The organism is Actinophytocola sp., assembly GCF_050699935.1.
GTDB lineage: Bacteria > Actinomycetota > Actinomycetes > Mycobacteriales > Pseudonocardiaceae > Actinophytocola.
On record NZ_JBOHGB010000151.1, the window covers coordinates 1 to 17,177 of the forward strand.

Annotated in this window: 19 protein-coding genes and 2 pseudogenes; 8 read left to right on the forward strand and 13 right to left on the reverse strand. The window is 71.6% G+C overall.

All coding sequences use genetic code 11. The features are described from left to right. Together ACRDTB_RS31605 and ACRDTB_RS31610 are read left to right on the forward strand one after the other, a co-directional pair. The coding region (locus ACRDTB_RS31605) for a PucR family transcriptional regulator (protein ID WP_431435858.1) at window positions 1-571 on the forward strand (571 nt) is incomplete at its 5' end. A 10-nt stretch (window positions 572-581) separates the two neighbouring features. Beyond that, window positions 582-797 carry a hypothetical protein gene (locus tag ACRDTB_RS31610; RefSeq protein ID WP_431435859.1) on the forward strand — a complete coding sequence of 72 codons (216 nt, stop codon included), beginning with the start codon at window positions 582-584 and terminating at the stop codon, window positions 795-797. On the opposite strand, the gene ACRDTB_RS31615 is transcribed toward ACRDTB_RS31610, so the two are convergent. Further along, a complete protein-coding gene (locus tag ACRDTB_RS31615; protein WP_431435860.1) occupies window positions 794-1,099 on the reverse strand; it encodes an antibiotic biosynthesis monooxygenase family protein in 306 nt (101 codons plus the stop codon). The genes ACRDTB_RS31610 and ACRDTB_RS31615 overlap by 4 nt on opposite strands. Window positions 1,100-1,140: 41 nt before the next feature. Between ACRDTB_RS31615 and ACRDTB_RS31620 the strand changes: the two genes are divergently transcribed. Next, on the forward strand, window positions 1,141-2,280 hold the full coding sequence (locus ACRDTB_RS31620; RefSeq protein WP_431435861.1) for an MFS transporter: 1,140 nt from the start codon (window positions 1,141-1,143) through the stop codon (window positions 2,278-2,280). Between the two features lie 7 nt (window positions 2,281-2,287). Here the strand turns inward: ACRDTB_RS31620 and ACRDTB_RS31625 are convergent, their stop codons facing one another. Next, window positions 2,288-3,577: a tannase/feruloyl esterase family alpha/beta hydrolase gene (locus ACRDTB_RS31625; protein ID WP_431435862.1), complete on the reverse strand. Its 1,290-nt coding sequence runs from the start codon at window positions 3,575-3,577 to the stop codon at window positions 2,288-2,290. A gap of 176 nt (window positions 3,578-3,753) precedes the next feature. On the opposite strand from ACRDTB_RS31625, the gene ACRDTB_RS31630 reads away from it, so the two are divergent. Next, window positions 3,754-4,719, forward strand: coding sequence for an extracellular catalytic domain type 1 short-chain-length polyhydroxyalkanoate depolymerase (locus ACRDTB_RS31630; RefSeq protein ID WP_431435863.1), 966 nt, complete (start codon window positions 3,754-3,756; stop codon window positions 4,717-4,719). Window positions 4,720-5,091: 372 nt separating this feature from the next. Here the strand turns inward: ACRDTB_RS31630 and ACRDTB_RS31635 are convergent, their stop codons facing one another. The 3 genes and pseudogenes from ACRDTB_RS31635 to ACRDTB_RS31645 all read right to left on the reverse strand — a co-directional run. Then, a complete protein-coding gene (locus ACRDTB_RS31635) occupies window positions 5,092-5,481 on the reverse strand; it encodes a hypothetical protein (RefSeq protein ID WP_431435874.1) in 390 nt (129 codons plus the stop codon). Further along, window positions 5,466-5,627 (reverse strand): hypothetical protein, encoded by a 162-nt coding sequence (locus tag ACRDTB_RS31640; protein WP_431435875.1) that lies wholly within the window; start codon window positions 5,625-5,627, stop codon window positions 5,466-5,468. The genes ACRDTB_RS31635 and ACRDTB_RS31640 overlap by 16 nt, the downstream gene beginning before the upstream one ends. Before the next feature lie 28 nt (window positions 5,628-5,655). Further along, window positions 5,656-6,254 (reverse strand): annotated as a pseudogene (locus ACRDTB_RS31645) (transposase); the annotation flags it as partial. On the opposite strand from ACRDTB_RS31645, the gene ACRDTB_RS31650 reads away from it, so the two are divergent. After that, the gene (locus ACRDTB_RS31650; RefSeq protein ID WP_431435876.1) at window positions 6,156-6,419 is read left to right on the forward strand and encodes a hypothetical protein; all 264 of its coding nucleotides are present in this window, start codon (window positions 6,156-6,158) and stop codon (window positions 6,417-6,419) included. The pseudogene ACRDTB_RS31645 and the gene ACRDTB_RS31650 sit on opposite strands and share 99 nt — an antisense overlap. Window positions 6,420-6,495: 76 nt before the next feature. Here the strand turns inward: ACRDTB_RS31650 and ACRDTB_RS31655 are convergent. The 5 genes and pseudogenes from ACRDTB_RS31655 to ACRDTB_RS31675 all read right to left on the reverse strand — a co-directional run bounded on the left by ACRDTB_RS31655 (window position 6,496) and on the right by ACRDTB_RS31675 (window position 11,445). After that, window positions 6,496-7,315, reverse strand: a pseudogene (locus ACRDTB_RS31655) (IS5 family transposase). Between the two features lie 73 nt (window positions 7,316-7,388). Beyond that, on the reverse strand, window positions 7,389-9,608 hold the full coding sequence (locus tag ACRDTB_RS31660; RefSeq protein ID WP_431435864.1) for an FtsX-like permease family protein: 2,220 nt from the start codon (window positions 9,606-9,608) through the stop codon (window positions 7,389-7,391). A 101-nt stretch (window positions 9,609-9,709) separates the two neighbouring features. Beyond that, window positions 9,710-10,384, reverse strand: a complete 675-nt coding sequence (locus ACRDTB_RS31665; RefSeq protein WP_431435865.1) for an ABC transporter ATP-binding protein — start codon at window positions 10,382-10,384, stop codon at window positions 9,710-9,712. A gap of 70 nt (window positions 10,385-10,454) precedes the next feature. Beyond that, window positions 10,455-10,979 carry a PadR family transcriptional regulator gene (locus ACRDTB_RS31670; RefSeq protein WP_431435866.1) on the reverse strand — a complete coding sequence of 175 codons (525 nt, stop codon included), beginning with the start codon at window positions 10,977-10,979 and terminating at the stop codon, window positions 10,455-10,457. Window positions 10,980-11,049: 70 nt separating this feature from the next. Beyond that, window positions 11,050-11,445: a VOC family protein gene (locus ACRDTB_RS31675; protein WP_431435867.1), complete on the reverse strand. Its 396-nt coding sequence runs from the start codon at window positions 11,443-11,445 to the stop codon at window positions 11,050-11,052. Between the two features lie 77 nt (window positions 11,446-11,522). Between ACRDTB_RS31675 and ACRDTB_RS31680 the strand changes: the two genes are divergently transcribed. Next, window positions 11,523-12,023, forward strand: a complete 501-nt coding sequence (locus tag ACRDTB_RS31680) for a CGNR zinc finger domain-containing protein (protein WP_431435868.1) — start codon at window positions 11,523-11,525, stop codon at window positions 12,021-12,023. Here the strand turns inward: ACRDTB_RS31680 and ACRDTB_RS31685 are convergent. Continuing rightward, window positions 12,016-13,224, reverse strand: coding sequence for a DUF445 domain-containing protein (locus ACRDTB_RS31685; RefSeq protein WP_431435873.1), 1,209 nt, complete (start codon window positions 13,222-13,224; stop codon window positions 12,016-12,018). The two genes, ACRDTB_RS31680 and ACRDTB_RS31685, sit on opposite strands and share 8 nt — an antisense overlap. Before the next feature lie 136 nt (window positions 13,225-13,360). Here ACRDTB_RS31685 and ACRDTB_RS31690 point away from each other — a divergent pair, with 136 nt between their 5' ends. Further along, window positions 13,361-14,530: a pyridoxal phosphate-dependent aminotransferase gene (locus ACRDTB_RS31690; protein WP_431435869.1), complete on the forward strand. Its 1,170-nt coding sequence runs from the start codon at window positions 13,361-13,363 to the stop codon at window positions 14,528-14,530. Here the strand turns inward: ACRDTB_RS31690 and ACRDTB_RS31695 are convergent. Together ACRDTB_RS31695 and ACRDTB_RS31700 are read right to left on the reverse strand one after the other, a co-directional pair. Further along, window positions 14,527-14,991 (reverse strand): hypothetical protein, encoded by a 465-nt coding sequence (locus ACRDTB_RS31695; protein WP_431435870.1) that lies wholly within the window; start codon window positions 14,989-14,991, stop codon window positions 14,527-14,529. The genes ACRDTB_RS31690 and ACRDTB_RS31695 overlap by 4 nt on opposite strands. Further along, window positions 14,988-15,542, reverse strand: coding sequence for an RNA polymerase sigma factor (locus ACRDTB_RS31700; protein ID WP_431435871.1), 555 nt, complete (start codon window positions 15,540-15,542; stop codon window positions 14,988-14,990). Before ACRDTB_RS31700 ends, ACRDTB_RS31695 begins: the two co-directional genes overlap by 4 nt. Window positions 15,543-15,857: 315 nt before the next feature. Here ACRDTB_RS31700 and ACRDTB_RS31705 point away from each other — a divergent pair, with 315 nt between their 5' ends. Further along, window positions 15,858-16,964 (forward strand): hypothetical protein, encoded by a 1,107-nt coding sequence (locus tag ACRDTB_RS31705; RefSeq protein WP_431435872.1) that lies wholly within the window; start codon window positions 15,858-15,860, stop codon window positions 16,962-16,964. Window positions 16,965-17,177 lie beyond the last annotated feature (213 nt).

Sequence of the window (17,177 nt, forward strand, 5' to 3'; positions counted from 1 at the left end):
GCTCGTGGGCCTGCACGCGGAGCAGGTCGTGCTGCTGGTGTCGGACGCGGCGCCCCGCCTGGCGCAGCAGCTGGCCGGCGAACTGGGGTCCACAGTGGACGCACCGGTGACGGTCGGCGCGTCCGGCCCGGCCCGCGGCCCGGTGGCACTGGCGGCCGCGGCGGCGGAGGCGGCGCGGTGCGTGCGGACGCTGCTGGCGCTCGGCCGCGCCGGGCAGGGCGCGGCGCTGGGCGACCTCGGGTTCGTGGGTCAGCTGATCGGCGACCACTCCGACCTGCAGGGCTACGTGCGCGCGACGCTCGGCCCGGTGCTGGACTACGACACCCGTCGCGGCACGGACCTGGTGCGCACGCTGGAGGCGTACTTCGAGTGCGGCACGAACCTCACGCGGGCGAAGGACCAGCTGCACGTCCACGTGAACACGGTGGTGCAGCGCCTGGACCGGATCTCCTCGCTGCTCGGTGCGGACTGGCAGTACCCGGACCGCGCGCTGGAGATCCAGATCGCGCTGCGGCTGCACCGGCTCCACGAGAGCCCGCTTCCTCCTCCGCGGTCCACGAGCCTCACGTAGGCTCGTCGCCATGACCGCCGTCCTGCCGTACCTGGTGTTCGCGCTCGGGTTCGCGGTGGTGCTGGGCGGCATGTGGTGGTTCGCGTCCCTCGCCAAGCGCCGCGGGATCGGGAGCCCGATGATGAACACCATCGACGAGCTGTTCCACCCGGCCGCGCACCAGTCCCAGCTGGAGCACCGCGTGGAGGAGGAACGCATGGTGCCCCGGACGTCGGAGGACGACTAGATGTCGGCGGCGACCTCGTGGTGGGTGACCTCGTCGTCCCAACGGGACAGCAACCGCCGGGCCGCCTCCTCGACCACCGCCCGCTCCGGATGCCCGCCCGCGAAGCCGCGCACCGCCTGCATGCTCGTGAAGAACGCGATCGAGACGAACGCGACCTCGTCTCCGTCCACCCGCCGCAGCAGCCGCGCGCCACGGAAGCCGTGCACGCCGGTGAGGTGGACGGAAACCTCGTCCTCGTAGTGCCGCTGGTACTCGTCGGCCTTGTCGTGCGGGGCCCAGCCGCGCCACACCCGAGCGATCATGTCCGCTCCCTTCGGCCACTTCCACAGTAACGTCGGGCGGGATGTCGAGGCGTGCCCTGCTGATCGCGCTGGGCGTGGACAACGCGGGGTCCGGTCTGTTCCTGCCTCTCACGCTCGTCTACGTGACCAAGGTCGTCGGCCTGCCGCTCGGCACGGCGGGCCTGACCGTGGCGGCCGGGACAGTCGTGGGACTGCTCGTGCCGCCGGTCGCCGGGCGGCTCGTGGACCGCGCCGGCCCGCGTCCGGTGGTGATCGGCTCGCGGCTGGTGCAGGCGGCCGGGGCACTCACCTTCCTCGTCGCCGGCGACGCCGGCTCGGTGGCGGCGGCCACGGTGGCACTCGCCGCCGGGCAGCAGTTGTTCTACAGCTCCCTTTTCGCGCTGATCTCCGATGTGGCCGGGGACGGGCCGAAGGATCACCCGTTCGCCGTGGTCGCCATGGTCCGCGCGGGCTGCTTCGGCCTCGGCGCGCTCGCGGCCGGTGCGCTGCTCACGACGGCCGGCGCGGCCGGGCTCCGGTTGGCGGTCGCGGCGAACGCGGTGAGCTTCGTGGTCTGTGCGGCGCTGCTGGCCACGCTGGTCCGCGCGCCCCACCGGCGCCCGGACGGCGTGCGGCCGGGCCGGTTGCGGGCCGACCGCCGGTTCCTCTCGCTCATCGGGATCACCGCGCTGGTCGCGCTGGCGATCGACTTCTTCCTCGTCGGTCTCCCGGTCTACGTGCTCGACGTGCTCGGCGGGCAGCCGTGGCTGCCCGGAGTCGTGCTCGCGTTGAGCACGGCGGTGAACGCCACCTGCGCCACGTTGGCGCTGCGGGCCACCCGCCGGTTCTCCCGGCTCACGGCGATGACGAGCGGCGCGGCGCTCGTGGTCGGGTGGTGCGCGGCCTGCCTCGCCGCGCTCGCCGTGCCCGTGGCATGGCTGCCCGCCGCGATGCTCCTGGCCACACTGATCCTCGCGGCGAGCGGCCTGCTCTTCGGCACGCGGGCGAACGCGCTCGCGGTCGACCTCGCACCGGCCGCGGCCCGCGGGCGCTACCTGGCCGCGTTCCAGTACGCCTTCACCGTGCCGGGGGTGCTCGCGCCCGCCGTGGCCGGATTGTTCGCGGTCGCCACCTGGCTGCCGTGGCTGGTGGTCGGCGGTTGCGCCGCCCTCGCGACCGCCGGCCTGCGCCGGCTCCGCTAGCGCCGGTTCACCGGCGCAGCCAGGACTCCAGCTCGTCGAAGGCCGTGCGGAAGCGTGGGGCGATCGGCTCCAGCCGGTCCGGGTACACGTCCACCAGAGCGTCCACGTGGCCGCCGTTCTCGATGCGGTGGTAGCGGAACAGCTCGCCGCGGCCGGCTTCGTGGATCATCCGGGCGTAGGCGTCCGAGTCCTGGCTGATGGGCAGCAGCGTGTCGAGCGTGCCGTGCAGCGTGATCAGCGGCTTGCCGATGCGGCCCGTCAGCCCGATGCGGGCGACCGCGCGGTGCACCGACGCCGGACGCGAGGCGTAGTCGTAGTCGGCGTCGCAGTTCGGGGTTCCGCTTTCGCAGTACGGGATCCCGGCATCGAGGTCGCCGTCGAACGTCGGGTCCAGCTCCTCGCGGTACGTGCGCTGCGTGAAGTCCCAGTAGACCTCGTGGTGGTACGGCCACAGGAACTCCGAGCCGGGCGCGAAGCCCGCGTCGAGCATCTCCTGGTGCGCCTCCGGCGAGCCCGACGCGTAGGCCGGGTACCCGCGCATCGCCGCGGGCAGGAAGTCGAACATGTTCGGGCCGGACGCGGTCCACAGCGTGCCCTCCCAGTCCAGGCCGCCGTCGTAGAGCCACGGCTTGTTCTCCAGCTGCCAGCGCACGAGGTAGCCGCCGTTGGAGATGCCGGCCGCGATCGTGCGCGCCGGAAGCCGGCCGTACCGTTGCGCCACAACGGCCTTCGCCGCGATCGTCAGCTGGGTCACCCGGGTGTTCCACTCCGCGATCGCGTCCCCGGGCCGGCGGCCGTCGTGGTGGAAGGTCGGGCCGGTGTTGCCCTTGTCGGTGGCGGCGAACGCGTATCCCTTGGCCAGCACCGAGTCCGCGATCGCACGGTCGTTCGCGTACTGGCGGCGGTTGCCCGGCGAGCCCGACACGACCATCCCGCCGTTCCAGCGGTCCGGCAGGCGCAGCACGAACTGCGCGTCGTGGTTCCAGCCGTGGTGCGCGTTGGTCGTCGACGTGTCCGGGAAGTAGCCGTCGACCTGGATGCCCGGCACACCACTGGGCGCTGGCAGGGAGTCCTGCGTGAGACCCGTCCAGTCGGCCTCGACCGTGTGCCCGGACGCGACCGTGCCGGCGGTCGTCAGTTCGTCCAAACAGGACACTTCCTGGCGCTCGGCCATCGGCACATGCAACCGGTCCGCCCGCACGCAGTGTCCGCCACCGGGTTCGGCGGCGGCCGGGCCGGACACGAGCCCGGACACGCTGAGGACGGCGACGGCCAGTACGGCAATCCGGGCGATCATGGCGAAAACCTCCCTGCGCGACGCTGCGCAGAGCACGGTAGGAGCCGCCAGGCGCGCGGGATATGCGTGCCACCACCACAATCCGCGTCCCGAATGTGGTGCTCACCCCTCTCCCGGCGCGGCCGGAAAGTATCTAACGTCGAAGGAAAGTGATGCCGATCACAGTGAGGTGCGGCATGTGGAAGATCCATCTCAGGGCGGTCCTGGCAGCGACGACCCTCCTCGCCGGGCTGGTCGCCGGCGCCGGCGCCGCGTCCGCGGCGAGCGTCGTGGAGGTGACCGGCTTCGGTAGCAACCCCGGCGCCCTCAAGATGTTCCGCTACGTCCCCGACGGCCTGCCCACGGGCCGGCCGGTCGTCGTCGCCCTGCACGGGTGCACCCAGGACGCGGCCGGCTACGGCACCGGCTCCGGCTGGACACAGCTCGCCGACCGCTTCGGCTTCTCCGTGGTGCTGCCCGAGCAGCAGAGCGCGAACAACTTCAGCAGGTGCTTCAACTGGTTCGAGCCCGGCGACATCACCCGCGGCCAGGGCGAGGCCGAGTCGATCACGCAGATGGTGCGCCGCCAGCTCGACGACACCGGCGCGGACCCGGCACGGGTCGAGGTCACCGGGCTGTCCTCGGGCGGCGCGATGACCGCCGTCATGCTCGCCGCCTATCCGGACATGTTCGCGGGCGGCGGGGTCGTCGCGGGCATCGCCTACCGGTGCGCGACGAGCATGGTCGACGCGTTCTCGTGCATGAACCCCGGCAAGGACCTCAGCCCGGCCCAGCTCGGTGACGCGGTCCGCGGCGCGAGCGGGCACACCGGTCCGTGGCCGACGGTCAGCATCTGGCAGGGCGACGCCGACTACACGGTCCGGCCGTCCAACGCCACCGAGCTGGTCGAGCAGTGGACGAACGTGCACGGCATCCCGGCCACGCCGACGCGCACCGACACGGTGGCCGGCTACCCGCACGCGGTGTACGAAGGCGGCGGCCGCACCCTCGTGGAGACCTACACGATCACCGGCATGGGGCACGGCCAGCCGCTCGACCCGGGCACCGGCGAGGGCCAGTGCGGCCAGGCCGGCGCGTACCTACTGGACGTCGACATCTGCGCCGCCTGGCACCTGTCCGCCGCGTGGGGCCTGTCAGGCTGAGTTCGGTGGCCGGCACGGCACTTCGAGGCCGCGCGAGCAGGCAGGTGGATGCCGGCCGTGATCGAGGTGGACGCATCACGGTGCGGCGGGCGCCGCCATGCCTACGTGCGCGGCCTCTCAGCTTGTTGTTCGGGGCTGAGGTTACGTTTGACGGTCTTGCCGATGTTGTGACGGGGCGCTGGTTGGTGGTTCGTCGAGCCGAGCGGGCGTCAGGACCGGGTCGGGATGGTTTCGGTGTGGCTGCTGGGTGAGTGGTTGTTGGGCGGAGGTTGCGAAACCCTCGCCGGACGCGGGCGGGAGTCAGCCGGCGGGGCTCATGTAAGGATCCTCCGTCTGCCGGAACGGTCGGCATCAGCCGTTCTGACGATGATGTCACAAATGCTTGGTGACCGGTTTCTCCCAAGGCCGGCGGTGATCCTCGACGGTGGGGCGGGCCAGCCGCAGTTGTGTGTGGATGGCCAGGATCAGCCACGTCCAGCGGTCGGCTGATTCGGGCGCGCGCGGTTTGGGGCGGGTCCATCCCAGGGTCTGCTTGAGCAGCCGGAAGGTGTGTTCGAGGTCGAATCGGCGCAGGAATGCCTGCCAGAGCAGGTCGACCAGTTCGGCGCTGGCGTCGGTGACCGAGGACCACAGCCACACCGGTTTGGGGTCCCGGTCGCCAGGTAGATGTTCGACCTGGAAACGGATCGCGGTGCCCTCGACAAGAGGCAGTTCGCCGTCGTGGTCCAGCCAGGGGCCGCGGTGGGTCAGGCGTGGGTGCACCGATCCCAGGCCCGCGCCTGGGCATGCCCGTAGCGGGTGGCGTCGGTGTGGGTGGCGTCGGTGTGGGTGGCGTCGGTGTGGGTGGCGTCGGTGTGGGTGGTGCGGTCGGGGGCATGCCAACTGCCGGGATCGGCCAGGGTGAACACGCCGCCGTGCTTGCGTGGGCGTCCGTTGGTGCCGGGCAGACCGGGGCGGTGCGGGACGCAGCATGACCCGGTCGAAGCGGATTCTGTCCACCAGCTCGACGGGCAAATCCGCGAGCACGAAGGCCAGCCGGGTCACGTCGTAGCCGGCGTCGGCCACGATCAGGATGCGTGGATCGCCCTCATGCCAGTGTCCGGCGTCGATGAGCCGACCCACGACCTCACGCAGTTGGGTGGCGGTGACCGCGGTGGCGTCGTCGGCCGGGCCCAGGCGTATCGCGTCCAGGGTCGCCGTCCATGAGGTGCGTCCGGTCTCCAGCGCGGCGACGAAGGAGTAGGGCCAGCCCGGGATGAACTGCGAGGCGCTGCGCGAACGCCATAGACATGGCAGAACAGCCGCTCGGGACTGCACGCGGCGTCCGGGCGCAGCCAGGGTGAGACGTCCACGGCCAGGGCGATCCGTCCGTCCGCAGCGCGCGGTAACGGCGAACCGGCCAGGGTGGTGCGTAACCGGTCGGCCTCGATCGAGCCGTGGTTGACCGCGTCGTAGAAGGCACCGTGCCCGCGTCGATGCTCCGGTGTGAGGGACAGTTCGGCCAGGCTGGTGACCGGCCCGTCGGCGCACAACACCGCGTCGGTCAGCTCGAACAACACGTCCGCCAGCCCGGTCAGGCACTGGTAGAACGCAACCCGGAACCCGGACAGGTCCCCGAGCGAACCGGCATGGCCGGTGTCGTGCACACTGATCAACTGAAGCCCTTGGTCGTGGTCATCCTTCTGTCGCGAGAGGAATGATCAACCAAGGGCTTCGTTCATGATCAACCGCGGTACCGCACCGACGCTACCTGATTAAACAACAAGCTTAGAGCTCCTAACAGAGTGAGTTGTTCTTGAGTCGGCGCCAGCAGATGATGCTGCATCCGATGCTGAGGAAGGCTTGATGGATGTCGTCGCGGCGTTCCCAGCGGATGCGTAGACGGCGGAACCAGCGCAGCAGTGCGTAGGCGTGCTCGACGACCCATCGGTCGGTGCCGAGCCCGGACCCGTGTTCGGTGCCGCGGCGGGCGATCACCGGTTGGATGCCTGTGGTGCGCACCAGCTTGCGGTACTTGTCGTGGTCGTAGCCGCGGTCGGCGTAGATCCGCTCAGGACGTCGGCGAGGCCGCCCGCGCCGACCCCGGACGGCGGAACAGCTTCGATCAGCGGCATCAGCTGCGTCACGTCGTGGCGGTTACCACCGGTCAGCGTGGCTGCCAATGGAATACCGGAACCGTCGGTGATCAGGTGGTGTTTGGAGCCGGTGCGTGCTCGATCGACCGGGCTCGGCCCGGTCTTAGGCCGCCCTTCACCGCCCGGACATGGGAACCGTCCACCGCCGCCCGGGACCAGTCGATCAGCCCGGCGGCATTCAGCTGGGCCAGCAGTACCTCGGGCAAGCGTTGCCACACTCCGGCCTCGGTCCAGTCCCGCAGACGCCGCCAGCAGGTCATGCCCGAACCGTATCCCAGCTCTTGGGGCAGGAACTCCCACGGGATGCCCGTGTACAGCACGAACAGGATCCCGCACAACGCTTTGCGGTCGTCCAGGCGCTTGCGACCCGGGTGGCGGAAGCGACGCTCGACCGTGGGTAACACGGGTTCGACCAGCTGCCACAGCTCGTCGTCGACTTCCCACGGCCTGCGCTGGGCCACCGAACCCTCCCGCCAGATGATCAACACCTGGCAAGATCAAACCACCGACCAAGATCATTCTGTTAGGGAGCCCTTACTCGGTCCGCAGCGAGGTGAGGCGCGTGGCGCTGCGCAGGAACGGCAGCGTCATCGCGGTCACCAGCAGGGCGAGGACCGTCGCGGCGGCGGACAGCAGGCCGACCCCGACCCAGTCGATCATCAGCGGGTCGCTCGACAGCCGGACGAGCAGCCACGCGAGCCCCACCCCGACCAGCACCGCCACGAGCACGCCGAGCACGATCGGCAGCGCCACCTGCCAGAGCAGCGACCGCGCCAGCACCCCCCGCGGCACGCCGCTGGCGGCGAGCACCGCGAGCGGCCGGCGGCGCTCCCGGATCTGCTCCAGCGCGAGCACCAGCAGGCTCACGCCGGCGAGCAGCAGCGTGACGATCGACCCCACGTAGAGCGAGTTGCGCACCGCGATGAACGACTGCTGGCTGGTGCTGAGGTCGGCCCCGGTGCCACTCGTGAAGATGTAGACGTCCGGGCCGTACGCCGCGATCGCGTTGCGCAGCCGCTCCACCCCGTCGGAGTCGAGGTCGTCCACCTTGACGTGCACGGTCGCGTTGTCGTCCGGGAAGCGGGTGTCCCCCAGCGCTCCCGGCGTGACGATCAGCGTCTGGTAGATCGGCGAGAGCTCGGGCAACGAGACCGGCCGCACGTCGTCGGGCACCGTCCAGGTGTCCAGGGTGTCGTACGCGGGTTCCTCGCTGCCGCCCTCGTACCGCTCGTACTGCCGGAACTCCAGCCGATCGCCCGGCTTCGCCGCGCTACCCCAGTTGTCGACCGCCCAGCTCTGCCCGTCGGCGCAGTCGCGGATCGGGGTGAGCTCGATGATCGCGGCGCAGTCCATCACGCCGACGGTGTAGGTCTCGCCCATCCTGGGGTCGAAGTCCGGTGGGAACGCATCGCCGATCCGCACCAGGTGCGTGCCCTCCACCGCGGGCGCCGTCGCCACGTCCCGCATCACGTCCTCGGCGATCGCCGCGGTGGCCGACACCTCGACCGACGGCCTGCCGTCCGGTGCACGAGGGCCGGAGCCGACGTCGTTCTCCACGGTCATGACCATGGTCTGCAGCGCGATCGCCCCGGCCAGCACGACCGCGACGCCGCCGACCACCCGGGCCGCGGTGCCGCTGTCCAGCTGCAGCCGCCGGATCGCCAGCTGCCAGGACGACGGTCCGCCGCTGATTCGCCCGGCCACCCGTTCCAGCAGCCACGGCAGCAGCACCGGCACGGCCACCAGCAGCATCGCCGTGCCGGCCGCCACCGCGGCACCCCAGCCGTTGGAGGCCCTCGGCAGGCCGATCTGGGTGAAGAGCAGTACGACCCCGGCCACGATCAACACGAGCCGCCACCACAGCCGGCGGCGGATCGGCTTGGCGTAGCGCATCACACCGAGCGGCTCGATGATCGTGCGGCGCAACGCGAACAGCGCGGTGAGCACCGCGAGCGCCGGGACCAGCAGCACGATGGCCACCACGAGCACCGGATCGGGCACCACGTCGCTCACGTACACCTGCAGGTCGAACATCGTGATGTCCTCGGCGAACCGACGGCCCACCAGGAACACCGCACTGCCCAGCACCAGCCCGGCGAGCGCGCTGACGAGGGACTCGGCGGCCGCGATCCGGCGGACCTGCCGGGCCCCGGAGCCGACGAGCCGCAGCGCCGACAACCGCCGGTCCCGCTCCGCACCGGCGATCCGGCTGGCCGCGGCGACGAAGATGAACACCGGCAGCAGCAGCACGACCGCGCCGACGAGGACCAGCACGACCAGCTCCGGCCCCAGGACGAACCGGGCCCCGTCGAAGCCGAACTCGTACACCGGCAGCGCGTTCGGGTTGTCCGAGATGTCGCTGTCCGCGCCGACGTACGCGATCAGCTCGTCCGGCTCGGGCACCACCGACGGGTCCAGGATCTCGACGATCGGCCCGGGGAAGCGCGGCCGCAGCAGCTCCCCCTCCGGTGAACGCAGCAGGTCCACCAGTGCCTGCGAGACCACGGCCTCTCCCGGTCCGGGCAGCTCCCGCATGCCGCCCGGCACGGGATGGTTCTCGCCTTCGGCGTAGACGTACTGGGCGTCGATCGGCTCGCCGCGGAACTCCGTGGAGCCCCACTGGACGTACACCGGGTCCACGCCCTCGATCGGCTCGTTCACGCCGATCGAGTTCGCCATGGAGCGGTTCTGGTGCCCCTCGACCATCGAGCCCACGGACGCGCCGACCAGCAGCACGGCGACCGCCATCGTCATGCCCAAAGTGCTGAGCGCGAACCTCGCCAAGGAAGTCCGGCCGCCTCCGACAGCCAGCCGGACTCCCAAGGCGAGGTCGCTCACCCACCCCCGTGGCGCCCTCACGCGAACTCCACCTGCCGGGTGTGGCCGTCGCGGACGATGACCTCGCGGTCGGAGTACGCCGCCACCCGCGGCTCGTGCGTGACCAGGATGATCGCGGCGCCACTCTCCCGCGCAGTGTCGGTCAGCAGCCGCATGACGTGCTCGCCGTTGAGCGAGTCCAGCGCCCCGGTCGGCTCGTCCGCGAAGATCACCTTCGGTCCGGTGACCAGCGCACGAGCCACCGCGACCCGCTGGCCCTGACCGCCCGAGACCTCGCCCGGCCGCTTGTCCGCGACGTCGTCGACCTCGAGGCGGGCGAGCCACAGCCGGGCCTGGCTTTCGGCGTCCCTGCGCTTGCGGCCACCGAGGCGCAGCGGCAGCGCCACGTTCTCGAGGCAGGTGAGCTCGGGGACGAGCTGGCCGAACTGGAACACGAAGCCGAAGTCCGTGCGGCGCAGGGCACTGCGCGGCACGTCCGGCAGGGCACCGAGGTTCTGGCCGGCGTAGGTCACCGTGCCGGCGTCGGGCGCGATGATGCCGGCGAGGCAGTGCAGCAGGGTTGACTTCCCGGAGCCGGACGGCCCCATCACGGCCACGACCTCGCCCTTCTCGACGGCCATGGAGGCCCCGTCGAGCGCCTTGGTCGGCCCGAACGACTTGACGATCGCATCCGCCCGCAGAAGCGGTCTCATGACTCCCCCTCGCAGGCTCGGGCGAGCCGCTCGCGGTCGCCCGGCGTTTGATGGTTCGCTCCGCGTCCGCTCACGAGCGCACTGCCTTTCGGAGTTCGGTGAGGCGCGCGGCGGTGAGCTCCAGCCAGCGCAGGTCGGCCTCGAGGTGGAACAGGGCGTGGTCGCAGATGAGCTGGTCGGCGAGGTCGCCGCCGCGCTTGCGCTCGGTGAGCTCGCGCATGGCGCGCAGGTGGGCGGTGCGCTGGGAGTCGAGCACGTCGTCCGCGTCGCGTGCGGACAGGAGAGCGATGACGACCTTGGTGTACAGCGTGCTGTGCATGTACAGCTCCGGTTTCTCGGGCGTGGCGAGCCAGCGCTCGACGTCGGTGACGCCCTCGGCGGTGACCGCGTAGCGCTTGCGGTCCGGCCCGCCGCCATGCTCGACGCCCGACTCCTCGATGAGCCCGTTCTTCAGCAGGCGCGAGAGCGTCGCGTAGACCTGGCCGTAGTGCAGCGGCCGGTCGTGGCCGAAGTGCTCGTCGTACGCCCGCTTGAGGTCGTAGCCGTGCCGTGGCCCTCGTTCCAACAGGCCGAGCAGTGTGTGCCCGATTGACATGACGCACACTGTACACGGGGTGTATAGCCGCCATCTATACACCCCGTGTTTAGTGCTCTGAGCTGCCCGTTCAGGTCTGACAGAGGCAGAACGGGTGGCCCGCCGGATCGGCGTAGACCCGGAAGCTCCGCTGCCGGTCGAGAAGCTTCGCGCCGATCTCCAGGGCCCGCTCGTGGGCCGCCTCGAGGTCGTCGACCTGGAGGTCGAGGTGGAACATCTGCGGCACCTCGGAGTCCGGCCAGGTCGGTCGCCGGTAGTCGCCAGCGCGCTGGAACTCGATCATCGCGCCGCCCGGGCCCTCAATGGTCGCCCAGCCGTCGCCGTCGTCGGCGGCGCCATCGTCGTTGCCGGCCTTGGTCGGCGGCCAGTCGAGCAGTCGGGCGTAGAAGTCCGCCAGCGCACGCGGGTCCGGGCAGTCGAGCACGACGGAACCGAACCGGGGCACAGCGGTGGTCGCGGGGTTCATCGATACCTCCATAACCAGTGTTTGTGTTGTGCCGGTTACCATACTTGAGCAACCGGCAAAGCGCCTACAGTGGTGTCGTGACCATCGGAGGCGCCAGCACGGACGCGGACGTGGACCTCGTTCTCGATTTCCTCAACACGGTCGACGTCGAGGACGGCACCGACCTGCTCGACGACCCGGCCGGGTGGCGCGCCTGGCTCGCCGCGCACGGCCTGTCCACCACCGGCTCGAACGACGCTGCCGACTCGGCCGGCGACGTGAGATCGGCGCTGCGGGCCGCGGTCGGCGACCCGGGCCTCGACCGGGCCGCGCTGTCCGCACAGGTCACCGTGACGCTCGACGCCGGCGGTCCGCGCCTGGTCGCCGACGAGGTGGTCGGCGCGGTGCTGGCCGCGGCGAGCCGGCTGGCCGTGCTCGGCGAGTGGGACCGGATCAAGATCTGCCCGGCGGACGACTGCCGCTGGGCGTTCTTCGACCGCTCCCGCAACCACTCGCGGACCTGGTGCTCGATGCGAGTGTGCGGCAACCGCGAGAAGGCACGCGCGTGGCGGGAGCGGGCGCGCCAGGTGACTACATGATCAGCTGCGCCACCGTGTAGATCAGCAGGCCGGCGAGCGCGCCGACCACGGTGCCGTTGATCCGGATGAACTGCAGGTCCCGGCCGACCTGGAGCTCGATCTTGCGTGAGGTCTCCGCCGCGTCCCAGCGCTGGACCGTGTCGGTGATCAGCGTGGTGATCTCGTCACGGTAGTTGAGCACGACGTACGCCGCCACGCCCTCGACCCAGCTGTCGACCTTCTCCCGCAGCGAGTCGTCACCGGTCAGCCGCCGACCCAGGGCCACCAGCCCCTCGCGGACCCGCTTGCGCAGCTCGCTCGACGGGTCCTCCGCGGCGTCGAGCAGCATGGCCTTCGCGGTCGACCACGCCGAGCCGATCACGTTCTGCACCTCGGGGTGGTCGAGCACCTGCTCCTTGACCGCCTCGGCGCGCCGCATGGTGGCCTCGTCGTGCTGGAGGTCCTCGGCGAACTCGGCGAGGAACTTGTCCACCGCGAGCCGCATCGGGTGGTTCGGGTCGGTCTTCACCAGCCAGGCGAACGACAGCACCTCGCCGTAGACCTTGTCCGCGACCATCGAGTCGACGAACCTCGGCGACCAGGTGGGCGCCCGGTCGGACACCACCCGCAGGACCGCCGTGTGGTTGGCCTTGACCCACTCGTAGGCGCGGTCGCACATCAGGTCCACGAGCTTGTGGTGCGCGCCGTCGGCGAACACGCCGGCCAGCAGCTTGCCCAGCGGCGGCCCCCACGGCACGGCCACCACCCGGCGAACCACGGCCTGCTCCAGCACGGCCTGCACGTCCTCGTCCCGCAGCACGGCGACGACCCCGCGCACGACGGTCGACAGCTCGGCGGTCACCCGCTCGGCGTTCGCCTCCTGGCCCAGCCACCCGCCAAGTCGGCCGGCCACGCCCACCCGGCGCAGCCGCTCGCGGACAACCTGCTCGGACAGGAAGTTGGTGCCGACGAAGTCGCCGAGGCTGTTGCCCAGCGCGTCCTTGCGGGTCGGGATGATCGCCGTGTGCGGGATCCTGATCCCCAGCGGGTGCCGGAAGAGCGCGGTGACCGCGAACCAGTCGGCGAGCGCGCCGACCATGCCCGCCTCGGCCGCGGCCTTGACGTAGCCCGCCCACGCCGGCGCACCCGCGGACTGCCAGAACGACATCGCGAGGAAGATCACCGTGGCGCCGAGCAGGAACGAGAGCGCGACGACCTTCATCCTCCGCAGGCCGCGCCGCTTCTCCTCCTCACCGGGAAGGGGGGCGCCGTCCGGTGTCGTCGCCGTGGTCGTCGCCGGAGTCCTCGCCGGGGCCGTCAGTTGCCGCACAGGACCATTGTCCGTGAGACTGCGACCCGTGCGCCGGAAAGCCTTGGTACCCCGACTCGAACCGTTCACCTCGACGATCTTTGCGGAGATGACCGCGCTCGCGACCAGAACCGGTTCGGTGAACCTGGGTCAGGGCTTCCCCGACACCGACGGCCCGCCGTCGATGCTCGCGGCCGCGCAGGAGGCCATCGGCTCCGGCATGAACCAGTACCCGCCGGGGCCGGGCCGCCCCGAGCTGCGCGCGGCGATCGCCGCGCAGCGCACCCGGTACGGCACCGAGTTCGACCCGGACACCGAGGTGCTGGTGACCGTCGGCGCGACCGAGGCGATCGCGGCGGCCATGCTGGCCCTGGTCCAGCCGGGCGACGAGGTCGTGCTGTTCGAGCCGTACTACGACTCCTACGCCGCGTCGGTGGCGCTAGCCGGCGCGACCCGGCGGGTGGTGTCGCTGGTCGAGGAGCCGGACTCGGGCCGGTTCGCCGTCGACCTCGACGCGCTGCGTGCCGCGATCGGGCCGCGGACCCGGCTGCTGCTGCTGAACTCCCCGCACAACCCGACCGGCACGGTGTTCACGCGCGCGGAGCTCGAGGGCATCGCGTCGCTGTGCGTCGAGCACGACCTGGTCGCGGTCACCGACGAGGTGTACGAGTGCCTCACCTATGACGGCATCGAGCACCTGCCGCTCGGCTCGCTGCCCGGGATGGCCGACCGGACGGTGACGATCTCCAGCGCGGGCAAGATGTTCAACTGCACGGGCTGGAAGATCGGCTGGGCGTGCGGGCCCGCCGCGCTCGTGTCGGCGGTACGGGCCGCCAAGCAGTTCCTGACCTTCGTCGGCGGGGCGCCGTTCCAGCCGGCCGTGGCGCACGCGTTGAACACGGAGTCCGCGTGGGTGTCGGCCCTGCGAGCCGACCTGGAGGCCAAGCGCGACCGGCTCGCGGCGGGTCTGGCGGCGGCGGGCTTCGAGGTCCGGCCCAGCGCGGGCACGTACTTCATCTGCGCGGACGTGCGCCCGCTGGGCTTCGCGGACGGCGCCGAGCTGTGCTGGCAGCTGCCGGAGCGGATCGGCGTCGCGGCGGTGCCGGTGCAGGGGTTCACCGACCATCCGGAGCTGTGGCGCCACGTCGTGCGGTTCGCGTTCTGCAAGCGGGACGAGGTCCTGGACGACGCCATCGAGCGGCTGCACAAGCTGGCCTAGAGCCATCCCGTCGCGCTCGCCCGACGGTCCGGCCGGCGCAGCTGGAAGCGGACCGGCCCGGCCGGCGCCTCGGTGTTGAAGTAGCCGGCGCCGTCCACTGTCGCCTCGATGCCCCCGGCGGCCCACCGAACCTCCAGCCGAGCCCCGACCGGGGCCAGCCCGGCGATCCGCAGTCCCGCACCGACGTGGCGGATCTCCACCTCCAGCACGGCCTCGCCACCCGGCGTCCCGAGCCGTACCCGCCGCCCGGCCGAACGCACGGCCGGGACGGTGTCGAGCAGGACCACCAGCAGATCCACGCCGCGCGGTGAGCCGGTAGCGTTGGTGCGGCCGGTGGCGTCCGCGGCGCGCGGGGCCGGTCGGCGCAGGAGGACGCCGGCGGCCTCGGCGTCGGGGATGACGCGTGCGGGCATCGGGTCCACCAGGCGCAGGAGTCGGGCCAGGTCCGCGAGCAGGTTCATCCCGCCTCCCCTCGGATGTCGGCCGACTCCAGGCGCCGGCGGAGCAGTTCGAGGCACCGGCCGCGGGTCTGGCCGACGCTGTTCACCTTGATGCCGAGCGCGCGGCTCAGCTGCGGGTAGGTCAGCTCCGGCGCCTCGGCCAGCAGACCGAGCAGCCCTCGGCACCGCCCCGGCAGCGACGCGAACGCCTCCCACAACAACCGGTCCCGGGCCGAGCGCAGCACCGCCGGCTCGGGGCCGCGTTCGGCCGGCTCGGGCGCGTCGAACCAGTCGGCCGGGACCTCGCGGCCGCGCTCGGCGTGGATCTTGAGGCACTCGCGGCGCGCCGTCGTCGCGATCCAGCCCGCCAGGCGCTCCGGCCGCCGCAGCGTGGGCAGCCGCTCGGCCACCGCGACCCAGGTGTTCTGCGACGCGTCGGCGGCGTCCGCCCGGGACAGCCGGTGGCGTCTGGCCACCGACCACACCAGCGGCGCGTACTCGCGAACCAGCGCGGACCATGCGGCGTCGTCCCCGGACAGCGCGGCCGTGACGAGGTCGCGTTCCGTGTCCATCTCATCCCCCTTCGTGGTCGGGGGCTGAGACGAACGTGATCGCCACCCGGAGCCCGGCGGCCGGGAAATTGAGTAGGACTACGCGGAGCGTGACGTGCCGGAGCGAGCCGCCGGTCGTGATCACGCTCCGGCGTCAGGCCGGTGCGGGTTCACCGCACGTGATCAACTGTGCGCCATACGGCCGATAAGGTGCGCTTTTGCCGTCTTTCCGGGTGGATTCGCCGCGGCTAGGGTGCATGTTGTCGGTGGCTTCCTAGATAGTGTGCACAGTCGGATGGCATCCTCTGGGTACGTGGCGTGAGCAGGTGGACGGTGATGGACGCTGTGGATGGGCCGAATCGCGCGCCCGTCGGCAGGCTCCGCCGACTGCTGCGCCGGAGCCTGCTCGTCGCGGCGCTCGCCGCCGCCGGGTGGCTGCTGAGTGTCCTGTTCGCCACCTCCGCGTCCGCCGAGGCACCGGCCGTCCCGAATGAAAAGCGGCCCACCGACCACCCCGGCACTCCATCGACCACGCCGAACGACGATCCGGCCACGAACCCGGCCGACGATCCGGCAGCCAGGCCGGCCGGGAGCCCAGTCGAGAACCCGGTCGAAGCTCCAGCGACGAACCCGACCGACGGTCCGACCACCGACCCGGCCGGGACACCGGCAACCGGCCCGGTCACGGAACCGGCCGAGAAGCCGCCCACCGACGAACCCGCCGAAGAGCCGACGGTCGACGCGGCCACGGACCCGGACGCAACCACCCGCCCGGCAACACCACAGTCGGCGACGCGTGCCGGCCCGCAGCAGGCCGCGACGCCGGCCGCACAGCAATCGGCCGGTGGTCTCGGCGGCCTGGTCGGCGGTCTCACCCAAGCGGCCACCCACACCGTCACCCATACCGCGCACGAGGTGACCCACACGGTCGTCGCGCTCTCGTCCGCCGCGGTCGATCACTCGAACCAAGCCGTCACCGCGCTGCTCGCCACACCGAGCGGCCAACCCTTCCTCCGGCTGCCCGACCTCGGGCGCATCGCGCCTCTCGACCCGGCCGGCAAGGAGCGCGCCGTGCCGGCGCACATCGCGACCGTCCCGACCGCGCCGCCGGCTAACCTGGCATTACCCTCGACCGCCGCGTTCGCGTCGGACCACACCACGCACGCGGCGGTCCCGCAGCGCACGTCCATCGAGCACAGCGTCCCCGGTGAGCACGCCGACAAGCCCGGCCCCGGCCACCCGGTCCAGCCCCCCGCCCCGTTCGCCCCCGGCGGCACATCCGTGTCCAACGCCCACGACATCCCTGGCGGCGCCCGCGGCACCCACGGTGTGCTGGCCGCCTCGACCTCGCTACCACCCCCGGCCGCCGGGTTCACCACCCGCAGTCGCGCGGCGGACGCCACGGGTCGGATCGCCGGGCTGCCGGCCACCACCCCCGACTGAGCCCACCGGCTCCTTTTGGACCCGTCTGTCCCGGCCCGGGCGGACCTACGACTCGAGTAGCCCACCCGGCCCAACGAAATGGTCCGAATCGCAGACCAACCGTGTACGGCAAACCGGTTGCTATGACAACAATAGGTTCATAGCCCCAGAGCTACCCGACCTGCCGACCGCGCCCGGTCAGGTCGGGACCTGGCCCCGGCGCCGCGATGCCCC